A 24,102-nucleotide genomic window follows, 5' to 3' on the forward strand; every position below is an offset into this window, starting at 1 on the left:
ATAACAGTCTAAATATTTTCAATAATGTTTACAATTGAACAGAAATAGAACCACCTGGTTCCATTTTAAAAGATCGTTCAGAAGTATAAATGGATTCTTTTGCGTTTATGGAACGGTAAATAATGCGGTAACTTCCTGGTTGAAGTGTTATGTTTTCCCTTGATTTTGTTTCATCAAGGTTGTAGATCCATTTTAACCCTGAATTATCCTCAAGGTAAATGCTTGCAAAACCAATTGAGGGCAATACAACTGAGGCAATTCCAGGCTGAGGAATTTCAATTGTTGTTGTGTGACTTTGTTTAATTTCGATGTCACTCACATAAATACGTGGAAGAGTTAAAACCTCCAAATCATATTTTCCAGTAAGATATTTCTGTAATTTGTTTGTTTCCTGTATGTTAATTGTTTCCATTTTGCCATTTAACCTTACAATTGCTTTTAAATTTTTATAATCTGTGTATCCGCTAACCTTAAGGGATAAACTTCCTTGTGGTGTACTACTTATAATGGTATTGTGTTTACCCTGAATTAATTTGATGTTTTCTTTTTCAACAGTGGGTAGGGTGTAAACAATCATTTTATAGCTGTATTCATGTTCAATAATGAGTGTATCAGGATTTCCTTTATGATTAAGCGAATGAACATAATTGTATTTTATCTTTCCTGTTGCATTGTTGTATAAGGCCATTACAACATTTGTTTCGGTAGGATTATTTCTATCATCAAGAAGATTTACTTGTGCTGTAGTTGCATTTACAGCCTCATCAATTACAGTTTTAAGCACTTTTGTAAAAGTTTCTTCATTTTCGGTGTCATAATATTTTCCCACACATTCAAATTCTTTCATAATCTCAGGACCTAGGCCCATTCCAATTATAAAAGGCTTTAAAAATACACCTTTTTGATAAAGTGCAAGTGTTACAGCACATGGATTACCTTCACATTCTTCAATTCCATCTGTAATTAGTATAATAATATTTTTACAAGAACTGCATTGAGGGAAATCATTGGCTGATTGTCCCAGTGAATAAGCAATTGGAGTGGTTCCCTTTGGTACTATTTCCATTAATTTTGCTTTTATTTTTATATGGTTGGATGCTGCAAAGGGTACTTCCAAATGGCTGTCTTTGCAATCTTTTGTATAACTTGATTTGCCATTGGGTTGGTTACCATAAACTCTTAAGGCAATTTCAACATTGTTAACATGCTTTAAACTGTCAACCATTTGGATAAGCAATTTTTTAGCACTGTCTATTTTTTTTCCCGTTTGCCAATAAGAAAGCATACTTTGAGAAGCATCAAAAATAAACAGGATTCTTACTTTTTCAGCAGCAGGAGCAGTAATAGCAATTGCTTCAGAACCATCAATGGCAGTACCCATCTTTAAAAAAAAGACCAAACTTAAAAAGATGTATTTCAAATTAGATAGCAAGTGTAATTCTTTTAATAAAAATCAAATCTCAAATTATTTACAACAAATGGCTAAAATTGGCATCAGCAAATAAGCCATCAATAAACCAAATCTGCAATTATCAATTTTAATAATCTCCCAAGGTTTCTTTTAATTGAGATAAGGCATTAGCAAGTTGTTCATTATTAGGTGGAATACCATGCCATTTATGACTTCCCATCATAAAATCAACTCCATAACCCATTTCGGTTTTCATTAAAATCATAACTGGTTTGCTTTTTCCTGTTTTTTCCTGAGCTAACTTTAGGGTACTGATAACAAGTTCTATATCATTTCCATTTGCATTTTCAAGCACATCCCAACCAAAGGCCTCCCACTTGGCTTTTAAGTCTCCCAGGTTTAATACGTCATTGGTATCACCATCAATTTGGCGTCCATTAACATCAATGCTAACAATTAAGTTATCAACTTTATTAGCAGAGGCATACATTGCAGCTTCCCATATTTGTCCCTCTTGCAATTCACCATCTCCTAAAAGAGCATAAACAAGCCTGTTGTCCTTGTTCAATTTTTTTGACAAAGATGCACCAATTGCAACGGATAAGCCTTGTCCAAGGGAACCAGAGGCTATTCTTATTCCTGGTAATCCTTCCTCAGTAGCAGGATGGCCTTGAAGACGAGAATTTAGCTTTCTAAAAGTGGAAAGTTCTTTTACATTAAAATAACCCGAACGGGCCAAAACGCTATACCAAACTGCGGAAATATGGCCGTTGGAGAGAAAAAACAAATCTTCTCCATGTCCATCCATAGAAAATTTTTCAGGGTTATGTTTTAAAATTTTAAAATAAAGGGCTGTAAAAAATTCAGAACAACCCAATGAACCTCCTGGATGTCCCGATTGAACTGCATGTACCATTCTTAGTACATCTCTTTTTACCTGGGATGAAATTTTTTCTAATTCTTGTGTTGAAGACATAACTGATATTAATTTACTGATACTTTTGGCTGCAAAAATAGGTTATTAATATGGAAAAGGTTTTTCATTGTTAATAACTTTGGAAGCTTAGTTAATATTATTTTTGGCTCATTGTATTTTCAGAGATAGCTAATAAATTAGTTATTATATTTGCGGCCTTTTTAACACAATAAATAAAAACAAATGGCTTTAAAATGTGGAATTGTTGGTCTGCCTAATGTAGGTAAATCAACTTTATTTAATTGTTTATCCAATGCAAAGGCTCAGGCAGCAAATTTTCCTTTTTGCACTATTGAGCCAAACATAGGTGTGATTACTGTGCCGGATGAGAGATTAACTCAGCTTGAAGCTATAGTTAATCCTGAAAGAGTTGTACCTACAACCGTAGAGATAGTGGATATTGCAGGCTTGGTTAAAGGTGCTAGCAAAGGGGAGGGTTTGGGAAATAAATTCCTTGCTAATATTAGAGAAACGGATGCAATTTTACATGTTTTGCGTTGCTTTGACAATGATAATGTTGTTCACGTTGAAGGAAGTGTGAATCCTGTACGTGATAAAGAAATCATAGATATTGAACTTCAGATAAAGGATTTAGAGGCTGTTGATAAAAAAATACAAAAGGTTGAGAAATCTGCCAAAACAGGGGATAAAGATGCAAAAAAAGCCCTGGAAGTACTCCTGGTTTATAAATCTCACTTAGAACAAGGCAAATCTGCTCGTTCTGCCCCAGTTTTAGCTGATGATAAAAAGCACATTGAAGATATAATGTTACTTACTGCCAAACCCATACTGTATATTTGTAATGTAGATGAGGCCTCTGTTAAAACAGGTAATAAGCATGTTGAGGCTGTAAAAGAAGCCATTAAGGATGAAAATGCTGAGATTTTAATGATTGCTGCTGCTATTGAAGCAGAAATTTCGGAACTTGAAACCTTTGAAGAAAGACAAATGTTCCTGGAAGAACTTGGTTTGAATGAGCCTGGTGTAAACAAGCTAATTAGTGCAGCATATAGGTTGCTTAACCTGTATACTTATTTTACTGCAGGGGTAAAGGAAGTAAGAGCATGGACCATTGAAAAGGGAATGACTGCCCCTCAGGCAGCAGGAGTAATCCATACAGATTTTGAAAAAGGATTTATTCGTGCTGAAGTAATTAAATTTAATGAATACGTTAAGCTAAAGTCAGAACAGGCTTGTAAAGAAGCTGGTAAAATGGCAGTTGAAGGAAAAGAATATGTAGTTGCTGATGGTGATATCATGCATTTTAGATTTAATGTATAGTGCCGGATTGAAATAATTTCCATTTTAAGGGTTAATATTTCTAAAAACAGAAAGCAATATCATTCAAAGCTATATAGTAACCTTACATACCAATAAAAATAGAGGGTAATTATTTTATCCTCTTTTTTTATTGGTGCATATCCCAATTTCAATAATTTCTTCCTTCATTTATTGACTAAAATTCCTTTATCCTGCATGAATTGTTTATTATCTTTGTAAGAAGTAATATTTTTTTTTAAAGATAATAAATTCTTTATCCGTGCGATTTTACCAGCATTTTATACTATATGTTTTAGTTCTGTTTGTTTTCAGTAATTCTACTTTTGCCCAAAAAAAACAAGCAAAAGTAGAAAAGGAAAGTTGTGTTGAGATATCAGATAAAAAAGCAATTAAACTTTATGAACAGGGCAAGGATAAAAAAAAATACGAAAAAAACAAGAGGATGGAATTCCTCAAGGAAGCCATTGAAACTGAACCTGATTATGTAGAGGCTTTATCCCTTTATGCTGAGGAATTAATTAAAACCGCCAGGGCTGATGGTACATCTTTTAAGCATGTTGAAAAATATCTTCTGAAAATTGTTGTATTATGCCCCGAATATGACAATTACGCTTATTTTTATCTGGGTCAGATTGCATACAATTCAAATAAATATACAGATGCTGCAAAGAATTTTGATAAATTTTTAAAATATCCCGATGAAATTAAAAATGATGCTGATTTAAATCTTGCATCGGAATCAAGTAAAAAAGCAAAGGAATACGCTGAAATTTTTGAAAAGCCTGTTCCGTTTAATCCCATTTGCGTTGAACATGTAAGTACAAAGGATGATGAATACCTTGCAATCATTTCTCCCGATAATGAACTGATGTTTTTTACCCGAAGAATGGCTATAAAATCAGAATTTAATGATCAGGCCTGGCAATCCGATAAAGAAAAACTGGTTGAAAGGTTTACTATGAGCAGGCGCAATGAAAATATATTTGAAAAAGGACAATCTCTGCCAAGTCCTTTCAATAGGGGTGATAACTATGGAGGGGCAACTGTTACTCCTGACAATAAACACATGTACCTTACTGTATGTAAGGATACATTACTTCCCAAGAAATACCTGAATTGTGATATTTATACTTCCGACTTTATAAATGGGGAATGGGGCCCACTTCGTAACTTAGGAACAAACATAAATACTGCAGATGGTTGGGAATCTCAACCGAGCATTTCCTCAGATAATAAAACGCTTTATTTCTCAAGTTTTAGGGAAGAAAGCCAGGGAATGGATATTTATTCATCTTCCAAAACTTCTGATGGAGTGTGGCAAAAGGCCAAAAACATGGGCTCTCCTATAAATTCGGAAAAACATGAAAAGTCTCCTTTTATTCATTCTGATAGCCATACATTATATTTTTCTTCGGATGGCCATACCGGAGTTGGAGGACTCGATATTTTCATGGTGAAAGATAATGGAAAAGCAGGATGGACAAAGCCAAAAAATCTTGGCTTTCCTATTAATACTGAAAATGATGAAGTTGGTTTTTTTGTTTCCACCGATGGCAAAACTGGTTATTTTTCCTCCAATTCCTTAAAGGGCAAATGTAAAGGTGGTTATGATATTTTTTCTTTTGATCTTTATAAGGAGGCCAGGCCAGAAGAGGTAATGTTTGTAAAAGGAGAAGTGAAATCAGATAATGGAGACTTTTCCAGAGCGAATGTTAAAATCAGGAATATTAATACAAAAAATATCGTAGAGGTGGAGGTTGACTCCATTGATGGAAAATATGTAGCCATAATTGTTGCAAAAAAAGAGGATAACCTTGTATTGTCCGTAAAAAAAGAAGGAAAAGCATTTTCATCTGAAATTATCCACGTAAAAGAGGAACTTCTAGGAAAACCACGCGACTTTTCTTCTCAAATAAAAGAAGTGATTGTGGGAGCTGCATATAAATTAAATAATATCAATTACGCTACTAATAGCGCTGAGCTTACCTTCGAGTCAAAGGAAGTGTTAAATGATTTTATACATTATCTTGAAGAAAACCCTTCAATTTCAATTGCAATTCATGGGCATACAGACGATGTGGGAAATGATGCCGCTAATTTGGCCTTGTCAACAGATAGGGCATTTTCCGTTTTGGCTTACCTTCAGGAAAAAGGAATTGATAGAAAAAGATTAACTTTTAAAGGCTTTGGGAAAAACAACCCTTTAGTTCCAAATACAAGTGAGCAAAATAGAGCAGCAAACCGCAGAACGGAGTTTTTAATTATTTCTAAATAGCCCATATTTCACTTTCAAAGATTAAAAGGAGTTACTATTAACTTTATTATTTTTGACAAATATTATTTGTTTTAGTTTAGTACTTATGAATGCTTCCAATAAAAACGTAATAAATGTTACTCCATTAAAAGCAAGTGAATATTTCAATGGAATTATTTCCGGTAACAGGGTTTCATTAAGCAGGGCTATAACACTAATTGAGAGTAGTTTAGAGAAGCATCAGGCAATGGCCCGGGAACTTGTTGAACTTTGTCTTCCGTATTCTGGAAATTCAATTCGTATAGGAATTACAGGTGCACCAGGAGCTGGAAAAAGCACTTTTATTGATTCCTTCGGATCATATCTTACTTCACACAATAAAAAAGTAGCTGTTTTAGCCATTGATCCTAGTAGCAGTAAAGCTAAAGGGAGTATATTGGGAGATAAAACAAGGATGGACAGGCTTGCCATTGATCCTTCTGCATTTATTCGGCCTTCCCCCTCATCTGGTTCATTGGGTGGTGTTGCTAAAACCACCAGGGAAACTATAATACTTTGTGAAGCTGCAGGTTTTGACTTTATTATTGTGGAAACCGTTGGTGTTGGACAATCTGAAATAGCTGTGCATTCCATGGTTGATTTCTTTCTATTGATAATGATTGCAGGGGCAGGGGATGAGCTACAGGGAATAAAACGTGGCATTATGGAAATGGCTGATGCCATTGCAATTAATAAGGCTGATGGAGATAACCTGACTAAAGCAAAAGCCGCAAGAGCTGAATTTTCTCATGCTCTTCATCTTTTTCCTCCCTCTGAATCAGGATGGGTGCCCAGGGTTGAAACTTGTTCAGCACTTAGCGATATGGGGATAGATAATATCTGGAAAATCATTGAAGAACATCACCTTGCTGCTGTTACAAAAGGATACTTTGATTTTAACAGAGAACAACAATCCATTTTTTGGATGTATGATACCATAACAGAAAATTTAAAATCATCCTTTTTTAACCAACAAAAAATAAAAGATGCTTTGCCTTTATTTGAGAGGAAAATCAAGGATAAAACGATTTCTTCTTATGCTGCAGCTGTTGAATTATTGGAACTTTTTAAAAACCGGAAGTAGTTTCTACACCTCTATTAAAAGTAGTTTGGCAAGAGTTTGAAATTGAAAATCAATGATTAAATAAGACTTTTTTCCGAAACAATAAGGCTTGTACCCTGGAAGCTTTTCTTTGATTTTCTTCTTTCAAAAAAGAAATCAATTCTTCCAAGCCTTATTCCTGCCCAACCTACCTGGCTTACTACCACCTCCTGATTGTCGGAATTGTTATATATTAATGGTTTTTCCAAAAAACTATGGGTATGGCCTCCAATAATTAAATCAATGTTTTTAGATTTCTTTGCCAGTATAACATCACTTATTTTATTGCTGTTATATTTAAATCCTAAATGAGACAAGCAAATTACAAGATCACAATGTAGTTCATGCTTTAACATATAACTCATTTTTGCTGCATATTGCATAGGATCCATGTAAACAGTATCACCATATAATTTTTTATCAACCAGGCCTGCTAATTCAATCCCAAGTCCGAAAATTCCAATTTTTAAACCATCCTTAATAAATATTTTATATGGAATTGTTTTATCTTTCATTATGGTATTGGAAAAATCATAATTGCTGCAGATAAGGGGAAAATTAGCATGAGGCAACATTTTTTCAAGGCCTTCCAGTCCATTATCAAAATCATGATTTCCTATGGTGGAAGCATCGTAACCCATCTGGCTCATTAATTTAAGTTCTAACTCTCCTCCATAAAGATTAAAATAGGGAGTACCTTGGAAAATATCACCAGCGTCAAGCAATAAAACATTTTCTTCTTCATTTCTTATCTTTTTAACCAACGCGGCTCTTCTTGCAGCCCCTCCCAAACCACCAAATTTTGGATCATTTGCAGGAAATGGGTCAATATGGCTATGTACATCATTTGTATGTAAAATGGTGAGCTTTACAATTTCCTTTTTAGCAAAAGCATCAAATGCAATAGCATTAAGGCCTAAAAATCCAGTGCCTCCTATTATAGCCTGTTTTAAAAAGTTTCTTCTATTGCTCATGATAAATCCTTTGATCAAGTTTAGATTTCAACCTGTTTCCCTTTCCGTTTTCCTCTTTCATATATTCAATAATGGCATCACGCAGTTTTTTATTCAAATTTTCCATTCTAACCGGTTCATTGAAAAAAGACATTTTGTCTCCTCCTGCAGCTAAATAATCAGATGTTACTACTTTGTAGGTTTTATTTTCATCAAAAGGTATTTCATTAATAAGAATATTCACAGCTTTGCTTTTTAAAATACCCATTTTAATTCCGGAAACAGGCATTCCTTCGGCACTTGCTATATAATTAAAAAGCATTTTTACTTTTTCTCCTGAAAGCGTTAGCACCACTAACTCATTTTCAAAGGGCATTAATTCAAATATTTTACCCCTGGTTATTTCTCCCTCTGGAAGGGATGACCTTAGACCGCCATTGTTTAAAAGGCAAAAATCAATTGGCTCCCCCTTATTCTGATAATATTCATTTGCTTTTTTTAAAATTAAATCAGCCACTAAATTCCCCAGCAAACTCTCAGGCTGTCCTTTTACAAAAGCCATTTCAGAATGTATTAAAATTCCATACATTTCATCATCAATCCTTTTTTTATATGGACTAATTAGAGCTATGGTAGTTGAATCAGGAGAAATTAAAGTATCGTTCAATTCAATAAAATTTCTCTCAACAGAAGCTAATTTTGGTGAAAATGAACAGGCTGAAAAAAAGGCGAACAAACCTGGAAGGGCAAACAACTTTAAGTTCTTCATCAGGGGTTATTTTTATGCTAAATCCTTTACAAGTATAATGAATTCTAATTTAAAAATGGATTAATAAACATTTATAAAAATTATATAAAACAAACATGTACAATGAAGTTGTTTTAAATTTTCCACAAAATCCTCTAAACTGTTTAAACATATTCTTTTGAAAAAATAATAGTTTTAAAAAATCATCATTATCTTACCTTTCACTTATATTCATCTTTCGAAATTATAATTTTTACATTACAGGGATTAAAAAAAGGATGTATTACAAGCATATTTATTAAGTTTACATCGCTAACAAACGCAAGATTATTTAAAATATTTACAATGTACTCAACAGAGACAAAAATAAGGGTAAGATATGCTGAAACAGACCGAATGGGATATGTTTATTATGGAAATTTTGCTGAATATTTCGAAGTGGGAAGGGTAGAATCCTTGCGTGAACTTGGCTTAAGTTACAAGGATATGGAAGATAATGGAATAATAATGCCAGTTTTGGAAATGAATGTGAAATACTTCAAGCCTGCCTATTATGATGACCTACTTATTATTCGTACCACAGTTGCTGAATTTCCTACAACTCGAATAAAATTTATTTGTGAAACATACAATGAAGCAAATGAATTACTCAATAAAGGAGAAATAGTATTGGTTTTTGTTAACAGCACCACAAAAAAGCCTTGTTCACCTCCTGAAAATTTTATAGAAAAAATACAGCCCTTTTTTTAAATGATATTTTAGTGATTGCGTGTTTGGAAATATTTACTTTTAAATTTTTCAATTATTTATTATTTTCTTGGTTTTTCAGTATTAACTACTCAATACAATTTTTTAGATTTGCATTTAATTATCAAGAACCACTATGGGACGAGCATTTGAATTTCGCAGGGCACGTAAGGAAAAAAGATGGGGACAAATGGCCAAGTCCTTTGTTAAACTAGGTAAGGAGATTGCCATTGCTGTAAAACAAGCTGGACCGGATCCTACAATGAATTCCAGGTTAAGGGTTGCAATGCAAAATGCCAAAGGGGTAAACATGCCCAAAGACCGCATTGAATCAGCTATAAAAAGAGCATCATCTAAGGATGAAAAGGATTATCAGGAAATGATATATGAAGGATACGGCCCACATGGTATTGCTATACTTGTTGAGTGCGCAACTGACAATCCTACCCGAACTGTGGCTAATATTCGTATGTATTTCAACCGATCAGAAGGTACTTTAGGTAAAACAGGTTCACTTGAATTTTTATTTGACCGAATTGGAGTATTTAAGTTTCCAAAAGAGGGTATAAGTCTTGATGATATTGAACTCGATTTAATTGATGCAGGTGCTGAAGAGGTTTTTGAAGAAGAAGGTGAAATTGTTGTTTACACTGATTTCACAGCATTTGGAGCCATGCAAAAACTACTTGAAGAAAAAAATATAAATGTAAGCAGTGCAGAATTACACCGTTTCCCCCATAATGTTGTAGAGCTTAATGAGGAACAACAAGAAGATATTAATAAGTTGATTGAGAAGTTTGAGGAGGATGAGGATGTTCAGGCTGTTTTTCATAACATGAAATAAGGATAATTGCATTTCTCTTAATATTTGCATCCTTAATTCTACTTTTTTAAAGCTGGCTCATAGCTTCTTTTGTTTTTTTACCATTTAAATGTGTAATAAAAGGATTATTTCTAGTGGAATAAATTTATTTATCTTCCTTTTAATTCTTAGCAAATTTTTATTTTCCTTTTCACTTTCATACTAAAGCTGCTGCAATTGACAATTGTATGGAGTTTTTGCTATTAAATCCTTTTCTTAAGGTTAATTTGAATTGCCACAAAGCTTAAACTGGGCATAAAAATAAACAAAGGCTTAGGCTTATCCTTTTCTAAAAAAAAAATCTTCCATCAGTTTTTTTATTATTTAATCTTTAAAGTTTTTCACCCTTTTCATTCTTAATATAAAGAAAAAATTTATGATTTTCGATCATGCATTATTTCTATTTTCTATTTAATTTTAAATAAACGGAAAAAAATACCTGAAAAAACTGAAGGGAATTTATAATTCATAATTATGTTGAATTGAAATGCACTTAGGAATGGTATCAATAACCAATATAAAAAATAAATTATGAGAAAAAAGGTAGTATTAGCATTTAGTGGAGGAATAAGTTCCTGCTATTGCGCTAAATTTTTGATTGAAACAAAAAAGCTGGAAGTTCATGCTGTAACAGTAAATACAGGAAATTTCACGCAGGAGGAATTAAAAGAAATTGAAAAAAAAGCATTGCTATTAGGGGCAAAAGATCATACTGTTTTAGAAGAAACAAATAAATATTATGAATCATGCATCCGGTACTTGATTTTTGGAAATTTACTTAAAAACAATGCTTATCCCTTGTCTTTAAGCTCACAAAGGGTTTTTGAGGCTATTTCAGTGGCAGGTTATGCTAAAACCATACATGCGGATTTTTTGGCCCATGGCTGCAAAGGCAAAGGCAATGACCAGGTTAGATTCGATTTAATATTTAACACCCTTGTGCCTGGAATAGAAATATTAACTCCTTTAACGGAAAAATTAATTTCAAGGAAAGAAGAAATAATGTTTTTGCATTCTTTTAACTTTAATGTTGAGGGATCTAAAAACAAGTATTTTGTGAATAAGGGATTATGGGGAACTTTAATTGTTGGGAAAGAAACATTAACATCAAAAGAGAATCGTCCAGAAACTGCATTTCCAAACGAATTAACCGATACTAATGCTCAGGATATTATCTTAACATTTGAAAAAGGGGAGATAAAGGCAATTAATGGAGTGTTTTTCAATTCACCTGTTGAAGCAATTTATGAACTCGATATGCTTGCAACTCCTTTTGGAATTGGAAGAAATATACATGTAGGAGAATCAATAATGGGGATTAAAGGTAGAATTGCTTTTGAAGGGGGAGCACCATTGGTAATAATAAAAGCCCATAACATGCTGGAGAAACATGTGCTCGCTAAATGGCAATTGTATTGGAAGGAGCAATTATCGGCCTGGTATGGAAATTTATTGCATGAGGGGCAATTTCTTGATCCAGTGATGAGAAATATTGAAAGATTTTTAGAGGACACACAAAAAAATGTGAGCGGAGAGGTTTATGTTTCTCTTGCTCCACAACGCTTTACTGTTACAGGAGTGAAATCACCTTTTGATTTAATGTCAGATAAATTCGGGAGTTTTGACCAGATGGAAAGCACCTGGACAAGTGATGATGTGAAGGGATTTTCAAAAATAACAGGAAATCATGTCTCCATTTGGCATAAGGTAAATGGAATTAAAATGAGTATAGAAGGTCAATTAAATCAATCAAATGAATCAACTGTTCAAATAAATAATCATTCAAGCCTGCTTGAGGACTAAAAAAAAATCAATGAAAAAGAAAAAATTATATATAATCGCAATAGGTGGGAATATTCTCGATGATCAAGACAGACTCAATAATTTTCTATTGGATTTTTCACAAATAAGGACAAATAAGATTCTTGTTCATGAAGGTGGAGTTATGGTGAATGAAATTTGTAAAAAGTTAGGTGTGGATCCAGAAAAAAGTCATGGAAAAAAATCACTGGATCAAAATGCTTCTAAAATTAGTGCTATGGTTTATGCAGGGCTAATAAATAAAAGTATTGTTGCTAGGCTTCAAGCAAATCAATGCAATGCAATAGGCTTGTCTGGAGTGGATGCAAATATAATTCCCGCGGTTAAAATAGAAGAGAATAAAGAAGGATATGTGGATAGTGAAACCATAAATGTTTCTGTTATTGCTGCACTTATTGAAAATTGTTTAATTCCTGTAATTGCCCCAATTTCCCATGATGGTAATGGTAATTTTAAAAATCTTGATCCTGACAATGTTGCATCTGAACTGGCCGTTGCTTTCACTAATTTATATGATGTTCATCTAATTTATTGTTTTGAAAAGAAAGGGATTTTAAAGGATATTTCAGACAATAATTCTGTTATTCCCAAAATCACTCTTGAAAATTACAATCATTTGAAAAAGGATGGAGTAATAGCAGAGGGAATGACCCCAAAGCTAGATAAGGCTTTTAGTGCATTAAAAAGGAAAGTACTATCTGTTCGAATTTGTTCCGTTGATAAATTACTGAATACTGTTAACTCTCCGGAGAGGGTTGGAACGGAACTTTATGTTTAAAAACGGTTTATACAATATAAAATGTATTTTTCTAATCCATTAAAAACATAAAAGATGTAGTTTTGCCGAAAAAAACAGATTTAAAAATGACTACAAAAAACATAGCTATTATAGGAGCTGGCAATATTGGAATTTCTTTGGCAAAAGGGCTTGTTTCTTCTGGAAAATTTAATGCAAATCATATTGCTCTTGTAAAAAGAAATACAGCAACAATTGCGGAATTCACCAAAATGGGATATTTGGTAAGTAATAACATTGAGCATGCAATTTCAAAAGCGGATATAATTGTACTTGCCGTTTTGCCTCAGCAGTTGGATACAATGTTAAAGGAGTTAAAAGATTACACTGTTCCTGAAAAACACCTTATTGTTTCGGTTGTTTCAGGTGCTCCAATATCAGGAATTTCTGGCTTTTTAAATCCGGAAATTCAGATTATAAGGGCAATGCCAAACACGGCTATAGCAATAGGCGAATCAATGACTTGTATTGCTTCTGGTAATGCCAATGCTGAGAATATGGCTTATGTAAAGGCAATGTTTAATGCAGTAGGGGAAACAATTGAAATAAAGGAAGAATTAATGACATCCGCAACTGCATTATGTGCATGTGGAATAGCATTTTTCTTAAGGGCAATCAGGGCAGCATCTCAAGGAGGTATCGAACTGGGTTTTCATGCTGATGAAGCGCTTAAAATGGCTACACAAACTGCAAAGGGAGCAGCTTCATTACTGAAAATTTCGGGTGGGCATCCGGAAAATGAAATTGATAAAGTTACCTCGCCTAAAGGATGTACAATTGCAGGATTGAATGAGATGGAATACAAAGGTTTTAGTGCAGCAATGATAAAAGGAATAAAAGTATCAGCAAAGAAAGCAGGAGAATTGTATTAGGATAAATAATTTAAAAAAAAAATAAATGGAGAACGTGTTGAAACAAGAGAAAGGGATACCCATAATTAATTACACAATGGATGAATTATACCGCGAATCCTTAAACTTGTTAAAAGAACTTATTGCGGTGGAGTCTTTTAGCAAACAAGAAGATAAATCAGCAGAAATTTTAAGTGATTTTTTTAGTAGGAAAAGAATTTCACATCAACGCAAGTCTAATAATTTATGGGCTTTTAATAGAAATTTCAATCCCAAATTACCTACTATTCTCTTAAATGCTCACCATGATACAATAAGACCCGCATTTGGATGGAGTATAAATCCATTTTTTCCCCTTATTGAAAATGGAAAAATTTATGGCCTTGGGAGCAACAATGCAGGAGCTGCTTTGGTTTCTCTAATCACTACTTTTTTATATTTTAACGAATATGAAAATCTTAAGTACAATTTAGTATTTGCAGCAACTTCGGAAGTTGAAATTTCTGGCAACAATGGAATGAAACAGATATTTTCTAAATTAGGTGAAATTGATTTTGCAATAATAGGAGAACCAACCAAAATGCAGTTAATTATTGCTGAAAAAGCCTTACTTGTACTTGAATGTGTTGCCCATACAAAACCAGGATTTTCCATACAGGAAAATGAAGGAAATGCAATTGAAATCGCAATGAATGATATTGCCTGGTTTAGAAATTTTAAGCATTCTAACCTTTTAAGTCCATTAAAAATAGTACTTACCAATATAGAAACAACAAATACAGGTGATAATGTTTCTAAATCATGTAAATTCACAGTAGAGGTAAGAACAGGGGAGACTTTTGACATAGATGAATTGCTTGAACTTATTGGCAAAAACATTTTTTCAGAAATAAAGGTGCTATCTTCCGGGTTAAATTCAGATATTATTGATAAAAGTCATCCTTTAATTAGTGCTGGAACAGCATTGGGAAGAAATATTCTTTCTTCACGCGGTACCAGGGACAAAGCATTAATTGATGTTCCTTCCTTAATCCTTGGACCAGGAGATCCAGCTCGATCATATACCTGTGATGAATTCGTTTACCTCTATGAAATAAACGAGGGAATAAGCATGTATATAGCTATGTTAAGTAAGCTTTTACAATAACCAGGAATTGGGTTTATTTTGAAATGAGAAATTTTTTCAATGATTTGAGAAGTTTTGGTCTAATCCTAAATTAGTACACCCAGCTGTTTAATTAAAAACTTTTTTAATGTTTTCCATAAAACGTTTTTTCTTTGGGTGTGCATTTTTTATTGTAGGCTTAATCCTTTTATCCCTCTTTTTTCCAATTATTAAATCCCAAATATTATTGTTGTAGGGGTTTTTTTTCACAAAAGGGGGGCAATTTAATTTTAATGCTGTTTCTTCTGGCAAAGGCGGAAATGTAAGTTTTTTCTTATGTTTAAAATCTTTATCTCCATAAACATTATTCATGAAATTGGCCCAAATAGGAAGAGCCATTTTTGAGCCTTGGCCTAATTGGGAATTTTTAAAATGAACACTAGGATCATCATGCCCAACCCATACTCCTGCAACAATATCGGGGGTGTAACCAACATACCACCCATCCACCTGATTTTGGGTAGTTCCTGTTTTGCCAGCCATTTCATTTTTAAAACCGTATTTATACCTCAAACTTATTGCCGTTCCGCTATCCACAACGCATTTTAAAAAATGAGTTATTATGTCCGCTGTTTCAGCTTCCATTGCCTTGTTTTTTAGGGGAAAATCAGATGAGAAATCTTTAATTATTTCACCGCTTGAAGTTTCTATTCTTTCTATATAAACCGCTTGTGTTCTTTCACCCCCATTTGCAAAACTTGTATAAGCGCTTACTATTTCTTCCAGTGAAATATCTGCTGTTCCCAATGCAAGAGATGGAACAGCAGGAAGCTCACTTGTAATGCCCATTCTTTGAGCCATATTTATTACTGGTTTGGTTCCGGTTTGCATGATTATTTTTGTGCTTATTGTATTGAGAGATTTAGTTAAAGCCCCCTGCAATGTATAGTATCCTTCATATTCTGAATTTGAATTCTCTGGAGACCAATTTGCAAATTCTTTATATATTTCCCTTTCATTGGAAATGTAATGGCAAGGATCTATACCATGCTCAATTGCTGCTGCATATACAATGGGTTTAAATATAGAGCCAACTTGTCGTTTTGATCGGATATGATCATATTTAAAATAGTTATAATCAATTCCACCCACCCAGGCTAAAACTTTGCCTGTTTGGGGTTCCATTGCAAAAAAACCGGCATTAAAAAAATTACGGTAATAACGAATGGAATCCATAGGACTCATTTGCGTATCCAATTCTCCGTTCCAACTAAAGACTTTCATAGGAATAGGCTTTTCAAAAATCGCATTGATTTTTTCCTCGGATAAATTTTTACTTTTCAACTCTTTATACCGTGAACTTCGAAATTTAGCTTTTACTTCACTCTCATTTTGTGCTGATTGTTTTTTTACATTTAAAGTACTAAAAAATGCCTTTTGCAATTCTTTTAAATGGGTATTAACCGCTTTTTCCCCATGCTTTTGCATTTTTGAATTTATGGTTGTAAAAATTTTAAGACCATCTGTATATAAATTATAAACGGACCCATCTTGTTTTGGATTTTCTTTTAGCCATTTTTGAATTTCAAGTCTTAAACTTTCCCTGAAGTAGGGTGCAAGGCCATCATTGTGAGTAATATTTTTGTAGCGTAAATTTAATGTTTGTTGTTTTAAGCTATCCACTATTTCTTTTTCCAAAAAGTTGTATTTAAGCATTTGATTTAATACTATATTTCTTCTATGAAGAGCCTTTTCTGCATTGGTTCTTGGATTGTAGGAAGAAGTTGCTTTTAACATACCTATTAAAACTGCGGCTTCATTTAAATTTATGTTTTTTGGGGTAGTACTGAAATACCTTTCACATGCTACTTCAATCCCAAACACATTTTCCCCAAAAGAAACTGTATTTAAGTATAGAGTTAAGATTTCTTCTTTTGAATAAATTTCTTCTAAACTCACTGCGATAAATACTTCTTTTATTTTATTAATGGTTAAGGAAAGATAATTATGTCTTTCACGGGGATAAAGGTTTTTTGCAAGTTGTTGACTTATTGTACTACCGCCACCGGAGCTTTCATTTTGCAAAATGAGCGATTTTACAAGAACTCTAAATAGACTCCTTTTATCAATTCCTTGGTGATCAAAAAAACGTATATCTTCTGTTGCGATCAGGGCATTGACAATATTTGGAGATATTTGTTGCCAGCTGGTATTTGTTCTGTTTACAAGGTAATATTTGCCCAATAAAACACTATCGGCAGAGTAAACCTCTGAGGCTACATGATTTTCAATTTGTTTTAGTTGATTGTGATCAGGCAATTCTCCAAAGCTTCCATTTTTAATAGAAAAAATAAATAAGGTTAGGCCAGCGCTGACAAGGATAAAAAAAGCAGCAAATAAAATAAGAATTTTTTTTAACAGGGGCATTTGCTTTTTTTGTTGTTATTTTTCAAACGTATCTAATGTAATTTTATTGATAGGTTTTATATTACAATTGCTGCAGAATGGTCCAGTTCTCTTTCATAAACAACCTCTATCAAGGCATCTTCATTTATAAAACCTTTGTCAACAGCATGTTTAGCTGCAAGTAATGTGTCTTTTATCAATAGCATTTCTACTCCAACATGGTTTAATTGTTTACCAATTAATGTAACTTTTTTTGCCTTTGATTTCTTAATGTCCCGAATATAAATTGCGAGTATTCTACCAGGAAATTCAAAACAGATGCTTTTATAAATTTCGGCATCCTTTTGTCCACTATCCCCAATTAGGATAAAATTCAGAAAGTCAAAAGTAGTTAAAAGATGCCTTATTTTTTTGATTTTATGCACATGTTTGTCCAACTGGTTTTTTCCTTTAAATAGATGCTTAAGCTTTAATGGATGGAAGTGCTGAAGCAAAAAAGGACCATCAGGAATATTTCGATGGCGACAAAAATCCAAAAGCAAATCATAAACATTCCATTGACTGCTTGAAACATAAAAGATAGGATTTTGATTATTGTCTCCTTTTCCACGTGAAAGTGCATTGTAAAAACCAGCTACTCCCTCAAATGGAAGTCTGGTAATGGCGTTTTTAAAAAGCATTAACCTTGTTTTTTTTATACTATTGGTAGCATGAGAAACAAGAACAGTGTCGTCAATGTCTGATATTACACCAAACTGCTTTTCGTTTTCTTTAAGAATAAGTACCTCTCCTGTTGCTGTTGTTTTTTTCTGCAAGGGTATTATAAAATCCAGTAGTTCGAGTTCCACAAATTGCCAATTTAAGTCTGGAATTTCCATCCCTATCAAATCAAATTTAAAATGAAAAAAACCGCGCTCATTTGTAATGCCAGTCATTTGCTTTCCCATAAAAGTTGCTTTTACTCTTACTCCTGGTATCTCATCGCTTATAAAACGCTTTATCATAGCCCTCATGTTTTCCCAAATGCTATGTTCCTCTATGGGCTTAGCCAAGCCTTTGTCTTCGGAAACAGTTCCTGAAATATAAAGAGACAACCTATTGCCATAGCCACGGTATGGAATAATCACAGGAATGCCAAGCCAGCCCATCTTTTGCTTGGTCCACAATCCTAATTTTCTGAAGGGATTTATTTTTTTCGCCCAGATACCTATTGATTTTTTTACCACATTTCCTGTTGTTGGGAATGGTTCAATTTACTAAATTACTCCTAACATTGCAAATCGCACTTGATTTAAATGAATCTGCTTTTTTTCCATCACCTGAAATAATTTTTTTAATGTAAAATAAATTTGATAAAAATCAGGGTCTTTATGGTATATTTAGCAGAGAATTTTATACCTGCTGGTTTAAAATATATTTAATTTTTACTGAGTTCAAAAATAATGATTGTCGATAAAAAAAAAGTTTTGTATGTTATTAATCCATTGTCAGGTGGTAATGACAAAACTCCCTTTGTTGATTCCCTGCAAAACTTCTCCATGGAAAATAACATGGAATACAAGGTTTTTTATACTACGGGAAACAACGATTTCATTTTACTTAAAGAACAAATTCTTGATTTTAATCCTGAAATAATAATTGCAGTGGGTGGTGATGGAACATGCAATTTAGTTGGTAGTACAATTGTAAATACAAACAAGGTAATGGCACTAGTACCTTTTGGATCTGCAAATGGGATGGCAAGTGAGCTTAATATTCCTGTGAATGTCTCTCAGGCGCTTCATATTTTAATTCACGGCAGGGTTAAAATAATTGATACCATTACAATTAACAAAAGGCTTTGCATACACCTTTCAGATATTGGATTAAATGCAAAAGTGATAAAACGTTTTGAAGAGGAGAAAGTAAGGGGAATTTATGGATATGCAAAACAGTTTTTCAAAGAGTTATGGTATTATAAGCCTTCCCGGTATGTGTTTTTGTATAATAATTTAAAGTTTAAAAAAAGAGCCCATGTAGTAGCAATTGCTAATGCCACACGTTATGGAACAGGGGCAGTAATTAATCCAAACGGAAAAATTGATGATGGCAAATTTGAAGTTTGCATTGTTAAGCCCTATCCTTTTTGGGGAATTTTTACAATAACCGCAGCTATCTTCCTTGGTTATTTAGATAAAATAAAGTATGCAGATATCAGGAGCTTTACAAAAATAACGATCATAAATAAGAGCAATCAACCCTTACATATAGATGGCGAAATTATTGAATTAGCAAGTGTAATTGAAGCGGAAATAAATCCCTTAAGCCTTAAAATAATTGTACCCTTATAAGGATTATTACAAAAAAAAATTTGAAAATGAATGAGCGACACATATCCATAAAAAAAACTGCAAGGTATTTTGTTTCAGGAGAAGTAACTAATGCAATCAATTCTGTTTGGATTGTTTGCCATGGCTACGGGCAATTGGCCAATTATTTTCTGCGAAAATTTGAAGTGCTTAACAATGGTAAAAACTTAATAGTAGCACCTGAGGGTTTGCATCGCTTTTACCTTGGAGGGTATTCTGGCAGAGTTGGGGCATCCTGGATGACAAAGGAAGATAGAATGAATGATATTAAGGATTATATTCATTTTCTGGATGATTTGTATTTGGAGATATTAAATTCATTTAATGGTAGGAAAGTAAAAATTAATGTATTGGGATTTTCACAAGGGACTGCTACTGTTTGCAGGTGGCTTGTAAATAAAAAATCAAAAGTAAACAATCTCATAATATGGGCAGGAGGATTTCCTTCTGATCTTGCCTTTGAACCTGACAAAACCCTATTTGATTCCATGGGGATATATATGGTATTTGGCGATAAAGATGAGTTTATTAGTGCAGAAGAATTTGAAAGTCAGGAAAAAGTATTAAAACAGCATAAGATTGAATATAATTTAATCAGGTTTGAAGGAAAACATGAAATAAATTCCCAGGTATTGACAGAGCTTTCTAAAAAGATTTAAATTCTCTTTAAAAAATCAAAATAAAATTTGTTGGTTAAAGTATTATCTCTGAATTTATCCTTAATTCACCAACCTCATAGCCATTAATAAAAGGCCAACTTGCCAATAATTCCTAAATAAAAAAAAGGGAACAACAACAATGGAGTTCCCTTCTATTTTTAAAAGCGTCATTATGATTTATGACTGAATAAATAAAACAAGCCTAATTGAAATCCTCTGTTGGATGAATTTACACTGCTATTATTGTAAATATCACGCAATCCATGATTGTATCGTGCATCTATTCCGAAATTTGATTTAAACACATAACTCATACCTAAAGTTATACCAAAGTCAAGGAAGTTTATATTCTTGTTTTGATATACATTAATATCATTATGTTTTGTTTCTGAGTTAACAAGAAAACCTATTTGAGGTCCAGCGTGAAGCCTAAATCCGTCATTTATCATATATTGAAATAAAACAGGAACATTAACATAATTTAAGTTTAAAGTAGTAACTCTATTGTTGAATGTATGTCTTGCACCCTGGTTAGAATAATAAACTTCCGGCTGCAGTCCAAAATGTTTACTCATATGGAAATGCCCAAGCAAGCCTGCATGGAAACCTACTTTGGAATCATGTCTTGTACCATTTCCGTATTTGATATTGTATAAATTTGCTCCTCCTTTAACCCCAAGGTTAAAATGCTGTGCACCTACAGTTCCAATCATTGTTATTGCAGTCAATGCTGCGATTAAATAATTTTTCATAATTTTTTGTGTTTGGTTAAGTTACTTGTCTTTAATTAATTTAAAGAGTCCTTTTTATTTAAGGCAAAGGTGAGGCTTGTTTCTTGTTTGCATGTTATACAATTTCAATTATAACTTGCACTATTCACACATTAAGGGTAGCAAAATAAAAGGAGTCAAATCCTTAAAAATTGGCTTTTAATTTGTTTTATTAGGAATAAAGTTTTGATTATTAAATAGACATGACAAAAAAATACACCTATAAATGCGTGGCTCTCACCTAATATAGAAGAAGTAATTGAAATATTTTTTAATTCCAAGTGCTAAAATTGGACTAGAGCAAGCCTTTGATATAGCAGATTTTGGGAAATTAATAGGCAGAAGGTAACTTATTACCTGGTATAAAAATAATTAGCGGGAGTGATTTTGTTTTGCCTGATCTTAAATTTAAATTAGTCAAGTTTCACTATCTATAACATGTTGAATATTTTCTATGAGCGAATTAAAGCGAAAATTATCTTGAATTTCATATGTATATAATTTGTTTTTTTAAGGTCATATGGTATAGCCATGTTATATTCATTAGCGTTTGTGAACGGTTCGTGCATGGCTATTTCATAGATAGATTTACCAACATCAGAGGGATGAAAATTAAATTGCTTCATTGCTGGAGGTGTGAATTTTCTTAACACTAAATTTGCATAAATAAATAATTGCGGAATTATAGTAATTAAAAAAATAATTTTCAAATTCTTCATTAAGATCAATTAGATTTTTAATGACTTCCTTAGAATGCATGATTATCATTTTTTTAAGTGAAAATTAATTCAGATAATTCAATATTAAATAAAACAATCTCAAATAATACTTAAACACTTTACTTAATAGTGAAGTATATACCCATTTTAATCCATCTATTTCAGGATGTTTTTTGCCAAATGCTTGGATTAATTCCAGTGTTTTTAAATCTAAAGGAATGGCAAGAAATAACCTTGTTTTCTTATCATTATTCATCTTTTTTACAAAACATATTTTACGCCCTAGTTTATTTGAAAAAATTCACTTTCAATTTCATATATATTGAGGATAAATTGCTATTAATTGGGTATTTTAATTCTTGGAGGCATGGTAAAATACTTTATAAAATAAGGCAATTACATGTCAAATATAACATTGGCAAAATAATTTCATTTTGAAAAAGGAAATAAAAGTACCAATGATCTTTATTGAATTGCTAATAATATTGTTCATTGCTTTTATTGTTTCAGGGATGTTTTATTACATATTTAAAAGCAAAAGTAATTGTCCAGGAAATGTTCTATTGTTTTTTGTTGTCATTTTTCTTGCATCAGTGGCAGAAAGGTTATGGATTATACCCGTAGGCCCTGTTTTTTTTGGTTTAGCCTGGGTTCCAATTCTAATAGTGGGTGCCATATTCGCTTTTGTTTTATACGCTGCATCAATGAGTCCAGTAAACTATAAATCAGTTGAAAAAAAATACAGAAATAATGAATAAACATGAAAAAACTTCATTGGCAATAAGTGGGTTTATTTGGATTTTGCTGGCAATTTTACTTGTTGCGGTAATAATTGGATATACTATGGATTGGATGCCATAAAAAAACCTGATAAACTCAATATATCACTATTCAATTTAACATGAAACAAAATATATTCATTAAATAATTATGAAGGCAGTAGTGATCTATAAATTCGGTGGACCCGAAGTTTTGAAGGTAAGTGAGGTTGAATATCCAAAGTTGAGAAATGATGGAATAATTATTAAAGTGTTGGCCAGTAGTGTAAATCCAATTGATTGCAAAATCCGGGAAGGATTTCACACTAAACAGGCATTGCTAAGGCCTTTGTTTATGGGCTATGATATAGCCGGAGAGGTTATTGAAATAGGAAATGATGTAAAGAAAATTAAGGTTGGGGATTTTGTTTATGGTAACCTTGAGAGTGACTCCGCGGGAGCTTATTCCCATTTTGCACAAGTAAGGGAAAATGCAATTGCAAACAAACCTGACAATATTTCCTTTTTTGAAGCTGCTTCTATTCCATATGCTGGTTTAACTGCATTACAATCTTTGAGAGATTATGCAAATTTACAGGCAGGAGAAAAAATATTGATAAATGGAGCTTCAGGAGGAGTAGGAAGCTTTGCTGTTCAATTGGCTAAGGAAAAAGGAGCTAAAGTAACAGCGGTTTGCAATGCAAAGCACACAACAATGATGCAGGAATTAAACCCCGATTATTTTCTAGATTACAACACTACTGATTTTACAAAACAGAAAGAAAAATACGATGTGATTTTCGATGTTAAGGGCAACAAGAACTTTGACAGCTGTTATCATTTGCTTAATAGCAATGGTAGGTATGTTACTACTGAACCAACAAAGGGTGGGGGGATTTATAATTTGTTTTTAAAACTCACTCAGGGAAAAAGTGCAAAATATGTTAAAATGAAAAGCAATGCTGATGATCTTGATTTTTTGACCAAAATGGTTAAGTCAAATAAAATCATTGTTTTTGTAGATTCTGTATTTCCACTGGATGCCTTGCCACAGGCACATTATTACCTTGAAAACAATCATCCTAATGGAAAAGTAGCAATTGATATTGGTCATTAAACCGGTTTTGGAATCATCTCCAATGGAATAATAAATTATTGCTTAGCACCTAGGAAATTTTTTCCTTGTCCAAGAAAAAGAATCAGCAATTTGAATTTTTATATGATAGCGTGTGATTTCGGAGAGACAGAATAGTCCACAATCCTTTAGATAGAAGCATTTAACACCTTTTGTATAACTCTCAAAAACTGAGCAGCCAAACGTTTCGTGCTTTATCCTTTTTACCTCGCGCACAAAATTTAAAATTGCCATCTGTCTTGTCCTGAAATAGGTTTACACTAAAAAAGTGTAAAATGGACAAAAAAATCATTCAAAAATCGAATAGACTTTTCAGCGAGTCGGAGAAACATGAAATTATAAAAGAGCTGTTTGCAAACCA

General features: G+C 32.9%; 21 protein-coding genes and 1 pseudogene. 13 read left to right on the forward strand and 9 right to left on the reverse strand.

Features of this window, described 5'->3' with window-relative positions; all coding sequences use genetic code 11:
• Positions 1-28: 28 nt before the first annotated feature.
• Both H0V01_15470 and H0V01_15475 read right to left on the reverse strand, forming a co-directional pair.
• Entirely contained in the window at positions 29-1,381 is a 1,353-nt protein-coding gene (locus tag H0V01_15470) for a VWA domain-containing protein (GenBank protein MBA2584771.1), read from the reverse strand.
• Positions 1,382-1,538: 157 nt separating this feature from the next.
• Positions 1,539-2,387 carry a transketolase gene (locus H0V01_15475; GenBank protein MBA2584772.1) on the reverse strand — a complete coding sequence of 283 codons (849 nt, stop codon included), beginning with the start codon at positions 2,385-2,387 and terminating at the stop codon, positions 1,539-1,541.
• Between the two features lie 183 nt (positions 2,388-2,570).
• Here H0V01_15475 and ychF point away from each other — a divergent pair, with 183 nt between their 5' ends.
• The 3 genes from ychF to meaB all read left to right on the forward strand — a co-directional run bounded on the left by ychF (position 2,571) and on the right by meaB (position 7,045).
• Positions 2,571-3,668, forward strand: coding sequence for a redox-regulated ATPase YchF (gene ychF, locus H0V01_15480; protein MBA2584773.1), 1,098 nt, complete (start codon positions 2,571-2,573; stop codon positions 3,666-3,668).
• Between the two features lie 259 nt (positions 3,669-3,927).
• Positions 3,928-5,943, forward strand: a complete 2,016-nt coding sequence (locus tag H0V01_15485) for an OmpA family protein (GenBank protein ID MBA2584774.1) — start codon at positions 3,928-3,930, stop codon at positions 5,941-5,943.
• An 85-nt stretch (positions 5,944-6,028) separates the two neighbouring features.
• On the forward strand, positions 6,029-7,045 hold the full coding sequence (meaB, locus tag H0V01_15490; protein ID MBA2584775.1) for a methylmalonyl Co-A mutase-associated GTPase MeaB: 1,017 nt from the start codon (positions 6,029-6,031) through the stop codon (positions 7,043-7,045).
• Between the two features lie 56 nt (positions 7,046-7,101).
• On the opposite strand, the gene H0V01_15495 is transcribed toward meaB, so the two are convergent.
• Positions 7,102-8,037 (reverse strand): metallophosphatase, encoded by a 936-nt coding sequence (locus H0V01_15495; protein ID MBA2584776.1) that lies wholly within the window; start codon positions 8,035-8,037, stop codon positions 7,102-7,104.
• Complete coding sequence (locus H0V01_15500) at positions 8,027-8,785, reverse strand: 5'-nucleotidase C-terminal domain-containing protein (GenBank protein ID MBA2584777.1); 759 nt, start codon at positions 8,783-8,785, stop codon at positions 8,027-8,029. The genes H0V01_15495 and H0V01_15500 overlap by 11 nt, the downstream gene beginning before the upstream one ends.
• A 324-nt stretch (positions 8,786-9,109) precedes the next feature.
• On the opposite strand from H0V01_15500, the gene H0V01_15505 reads away from it, so the two are divergent.
• The 6 genes from H0V01_15505 to H0V01_15530 all read left to right on the forward strand — a co-directional run bounded on the left by H0V01_15505 (position 9,110) and on the right by H0V01_15530 (position 14,988).
• Complete coding sequence (locus tag H0V01_15505; protein ID MBA2584778.1) at positions 9,110-9,514, forward strand: acyl-CoA thioesterase; 405 nt, start codon at positions 9,110-9,112, stop codon at positions 9,512-9,514.
• 133 nt (positions 9,515-9,647) lie between these two features.
• Positions 9,648-10,355 (forward strand): YebC/PmpR family DNA-binding transcriptional regulator, encoded by a 708-nt coding sequence (locus tag H0V01_15510; GenBank protein ID MBA2584779.1) that lies wholly within the window; start codon positions 9,648-9,650, stop codon positions 10,353-10,355.
• 549 nt (positions 10,356-10,904) lie between these two features.
• Positions 10,905-12,176 carry an argininosuccinate synthase gene (locus H0V01_15515; GenBank protein MBA2584780.1) on the forward strand — a complete coding sequence of 424 codons (1,272 nt, stop codon included), beginning with the start codon at positions 10,905-10,907 and terminating at the stop codon, positions 12,174-12,176.
• 10 nt (positions 12,177-12,186) lie between these two features.
• A complete protein-coding gene (gene argB / locus H0V01_15520; protein MBA2584781.1) occupies positions 12,187-12,972 on the forward strand; it encodes an acetylglutamate kinase in 786 nt (261 codons plus the stop codon).
• Between the two features lie 86 nt (positions 12,973-13,058).
• The gene (proC, locus tag H0V01_15525; GenBank protein ID MBA2584782.1) at positions 13,059-13,862 is read left to right on the forward strand and encodes a pyrroline-5-carboxylate reductase; all 804 of its coding nucleotides are present in this window, start codon (positions 13,059-13,061) and stop codon (positions 13,860-13,862) included.
• Positions 13,863-13,887: 25 nt separating this feature from the next.
• The gene (locus tag H0V01_15530; GenBank protein MBA2584783.1) at positions 13,888-14,988 is read left to right on the forward strand and encodes a M20/M25/M40 family metallo-hydrolase; all 1,101 of its coding nucleotides are present in this window, start codon (positions 13,888-13,890) and stop codon (positions 14,986-14,988) included.
• An 87-nt stretch (positions 14,989-15,075) separates the two neighbouring features.
• Here the strand turns inward: H0V01_15530 and H0V01_15535 are convergent, their stop codons facing one another.
• Together H0V01_15535 and H0V01_15540 are read right to left on the reverse strand one after the other, a co-directional pair.
• Positions 15,076-17,373, reverse strand: coding sequence for a transglycosylase domain-containing protein (locus H0V01_15535; protein ID MBA2584784.1), 2,298 nt, complete (start codon positions 17,371-17,373; stop codon positions 15,076-15,078).
• A 56-nt stretch (positions 17,374-17,429) separates the two neighbouring features.
• Positions 17,430-18,500 carry a DUF2183 domain-containing protein gene (locus tag H0V01_15540; protein ID MBA2584785.1) on the reverse strand — a complete coding sequence of 357 codons (1,071 nt, stop codon included), beginning with the start codon at positions 18,498-18,500 and terminating at the stop codon, positions 17,430-17,432.
• A gap of 294 nt (positions 18,501-18,794) precedes the next feature.
• Here H0V01_15540 and H0V01_15545 point away from each other — a divergent pair, with 294 nt between their 5' ends.
• Both H0V01_15545 and H0V01_15550 read left to right on the forward strand, forming a co-directional pair.
• Positions 18,795-19,682 (forward strand): diacylglycerol kinase family lipid kinase, encoded by an 888-nt coding sequence (locus H0V01_15545; protein MBA2584786.1) that lies wholly within the window; start codon positions 18,795-18,797, stop codon positions 19,680-19,682.
• Positions 19,683-19,708: 26 nt separating this feature from the next.
• Entirely contained in the window at positions 19,709-20,359 is a 651-nt protein-coding gene (locus H0V01_15550) for a dienelactone hydrolase family protein (GenBank protein ID MBA2584787.1), read from the forward strand.
• Between the two features lie 170 nt (positions 20,360-20,529).
• On the opposite strand, the gene H0V01_15555 is transcribed toward H0V01_15550, so the two are convergent.
• From H0V01_15555 to H0V01_15565, 3 genes and pseudogenes are all read right to left on the reverse strand, one after another.
• Positions 20,530-21,111 carry a PorT family protein gene (locus tag H0V01_15555; GenBank protein MBA2584788.1) on the reverse strand — a complete coding sequence of 194 codons (582 nt, stop codon included), beginning with the start codon at positions 21,109-21,111 and terminating at the stop codon, positions 20,530-20,532.
• Positions 21,112-21,546: 435 nt separating this feature from the next.
• Positions 21,547-21,888, reverse strand: a pseudogene (locus H0V01_15560) (PAS domain-containing protein).
• Between the two features lie 24 nt (positions 21,889-21,912).
• Complete coding sequence (locus H0V01_15565; protein ID MBA2584789.1) at positions 21,913-22,104, reverse strand: hypothetical protein; 192 nt, start codon at positions 22,102-22,104, stop codon at positions 21,913-21,915.
• Positions 22,105-22,282: 178 nt separating this feature from the next.
• Here H0V01_15565 and H0V01_15570 point away from each other — a divergent pair, with 178 nt between their 5' ends.
• A complete protein-coding gene (locus H0V01_15570; protein MBA2584790.1) occupies positions 22,283-22,606 on the forward strand; it encodes a hypothetical protein in 324 nt (107 codons plus the stop codon).
• A gap of 172 nt (positions 22,607-22,778) precedes the next feature.
• Complete coding sequence (locus H0V01_15575; protein ID MBA2584791.1) at positions 22,779-23,723, forward strand: NAD(P)-dependent alcohol dehydrogenase; 945 nt, start codon at positions 22,779-22,781, stop codon at positions 23,721-23,723.
• Positions 23,724-24,102: the final 379 nt, after the last annotated feature.

This window comes from Bacteroidota bacterium, assembly GCA_013696965.1.
Classification (GTDB): Bacteria; Bacteroidota; Bacteroidia; order JACCXN01; family JACCXN01; genus JACCXN01.

What these genes read in the sequence shown, in the direction of transcription:
- H0V01_15530 (MBA2584783.1), top strand. Translation starts at nt 13,888, where the DNA reads ATGGAGAACGTGTTGAAACAAGAGAAAGGGATACCCATAATTAATTAC.
- H0V01_15510 (MBA2584779.1), top strand. Translation starts at nt 9,648, where the DNA reads ATGGGACGAGCATTTGAATTTCGCAGGGCACGTAAGGAAAAAAGATGG.
- H0V01_15540 (MBA2584785.1), bottom strand. Translation starts at nt 18,500, where the DNA reads ATGGGCTGGCTTGGCATTCCTGTGATTATTCCATACCGTGGCTATGGC.
- meaB (MBA2584775.1), top strand. Translation starts at nt 6,029, where the DNA reads ATGAATGCTTCCAATAAAAACGTAATAAATGTTACTCCATTAAAAGCA.
- H0V01_15515 (MBA2584780.1), top strand. Translation starts at nt 10,905, where the DNA reads ATGAGAAAAAAGGTAGTATTAGCATTTAGTGGAGGAATAAGTTCCTGC.
- H0V01_15500 (MBA2584777.1), bottom strand. Translation starts at nt 8,785, where the DNA reads ATGAAGAACTTAAAGTTGTTTGCCCTTCCAGGTTTGTTCGCCTTTTTT.
- H0V01_15535 (MBA2584784.1), bottom strand. Translation starts at nt 17,373, where the DNA reads ATGCCCCTGTTAAAAAAAATTCTTATTTTATTTGCTGCTTTTTTTATC.
- ychF (MBA2584773.1), top strand. Translation starts at nt 2,571, where the DNA reads ATGGCTTTAAAATGTGGAATTGTTGGTCTGCCTAATGTAGGTAAATCA.
- H0V01_15550 (MBA2584787.1), top strand. Translation starts at nt 19,709, where the DNA reads ATGAATGAGCGACACATATCCATAAAAAAAACTGCAAGGTATTTTGTT.
- H0V01_15575 (MBA2584791.1), top strand. Translation starts at nt 22,779, where the DNA reads ATGAAGGCAGTAGTGATCTATAAATTCGGTGGACCCGAAGTTTTGAAG.
- H0V01_15545 (MBA2584786.1), top strand. Translation starts at nt 18,795, where the DNA reads ATGATTGTCGATAAAAAAAAAGTTTTGTATGTTATTAATCCATTGTCA.
- H0V01_15470 (MBA2584771.1), bottom strand. Translation starts at nt 1,381, where the DNA reads ATGGGTACTGCCATTGATGGTTCTGAAGCAATTGCTATTACTGCTCCT.
- H0V01_15505 (MBA2584778.1), top strand. Translation starts at nt 9,110, where the DNA reads ATGTACTCAACAGAGACAAAAATAAGGGTAAGATATGCTGAAACAGAC.
- H0V01_15475 (MBA2584772.1), bottom strand. Translation starts at nt 2,387, where the DNA reads ATGTCTTCAACACAAGAATTAGAAAAAATTTCATCCCAGGTAAAAAGA.
- H0V01_15495 (MBA2584776.1), bottom strand. Translation starts at nt 8,037, where the DNA reads ATGAGCAATAGAAGAAACTTTTTAAAACAGGCTATAATAGGAGGCACT.
- argB (MBA2584781.1), top strand. Translation starts at nt 12,187, where the DNA reads ATGAAAAAGAAAAAATTATATATAATCGCAATAGGTGGGAATATTCTC.
- H0V01_15555 (MBA2584788.1), bottom strand. Translation starts at nt 21,111, where the DNA reads ATGAAAAATTATTTAATCGCAGCATTGACTGCAATAACAATGATTGGA.
- H0V01_15565 (MBA2584789.1), bottom strand. Translation starts at nt 22,104, where the DNA reads ATGAATAATGATAAGAAAACAAGGTTATTTCTTGCCATTCCTTTAGAT.
- proC (MBA2584782.1), top strand. Translation starts at nt 13,059, where the DNA reads ATGACTACAAAAAACATAGCTATTATAGGAGCTGGCAATATTGGAATT.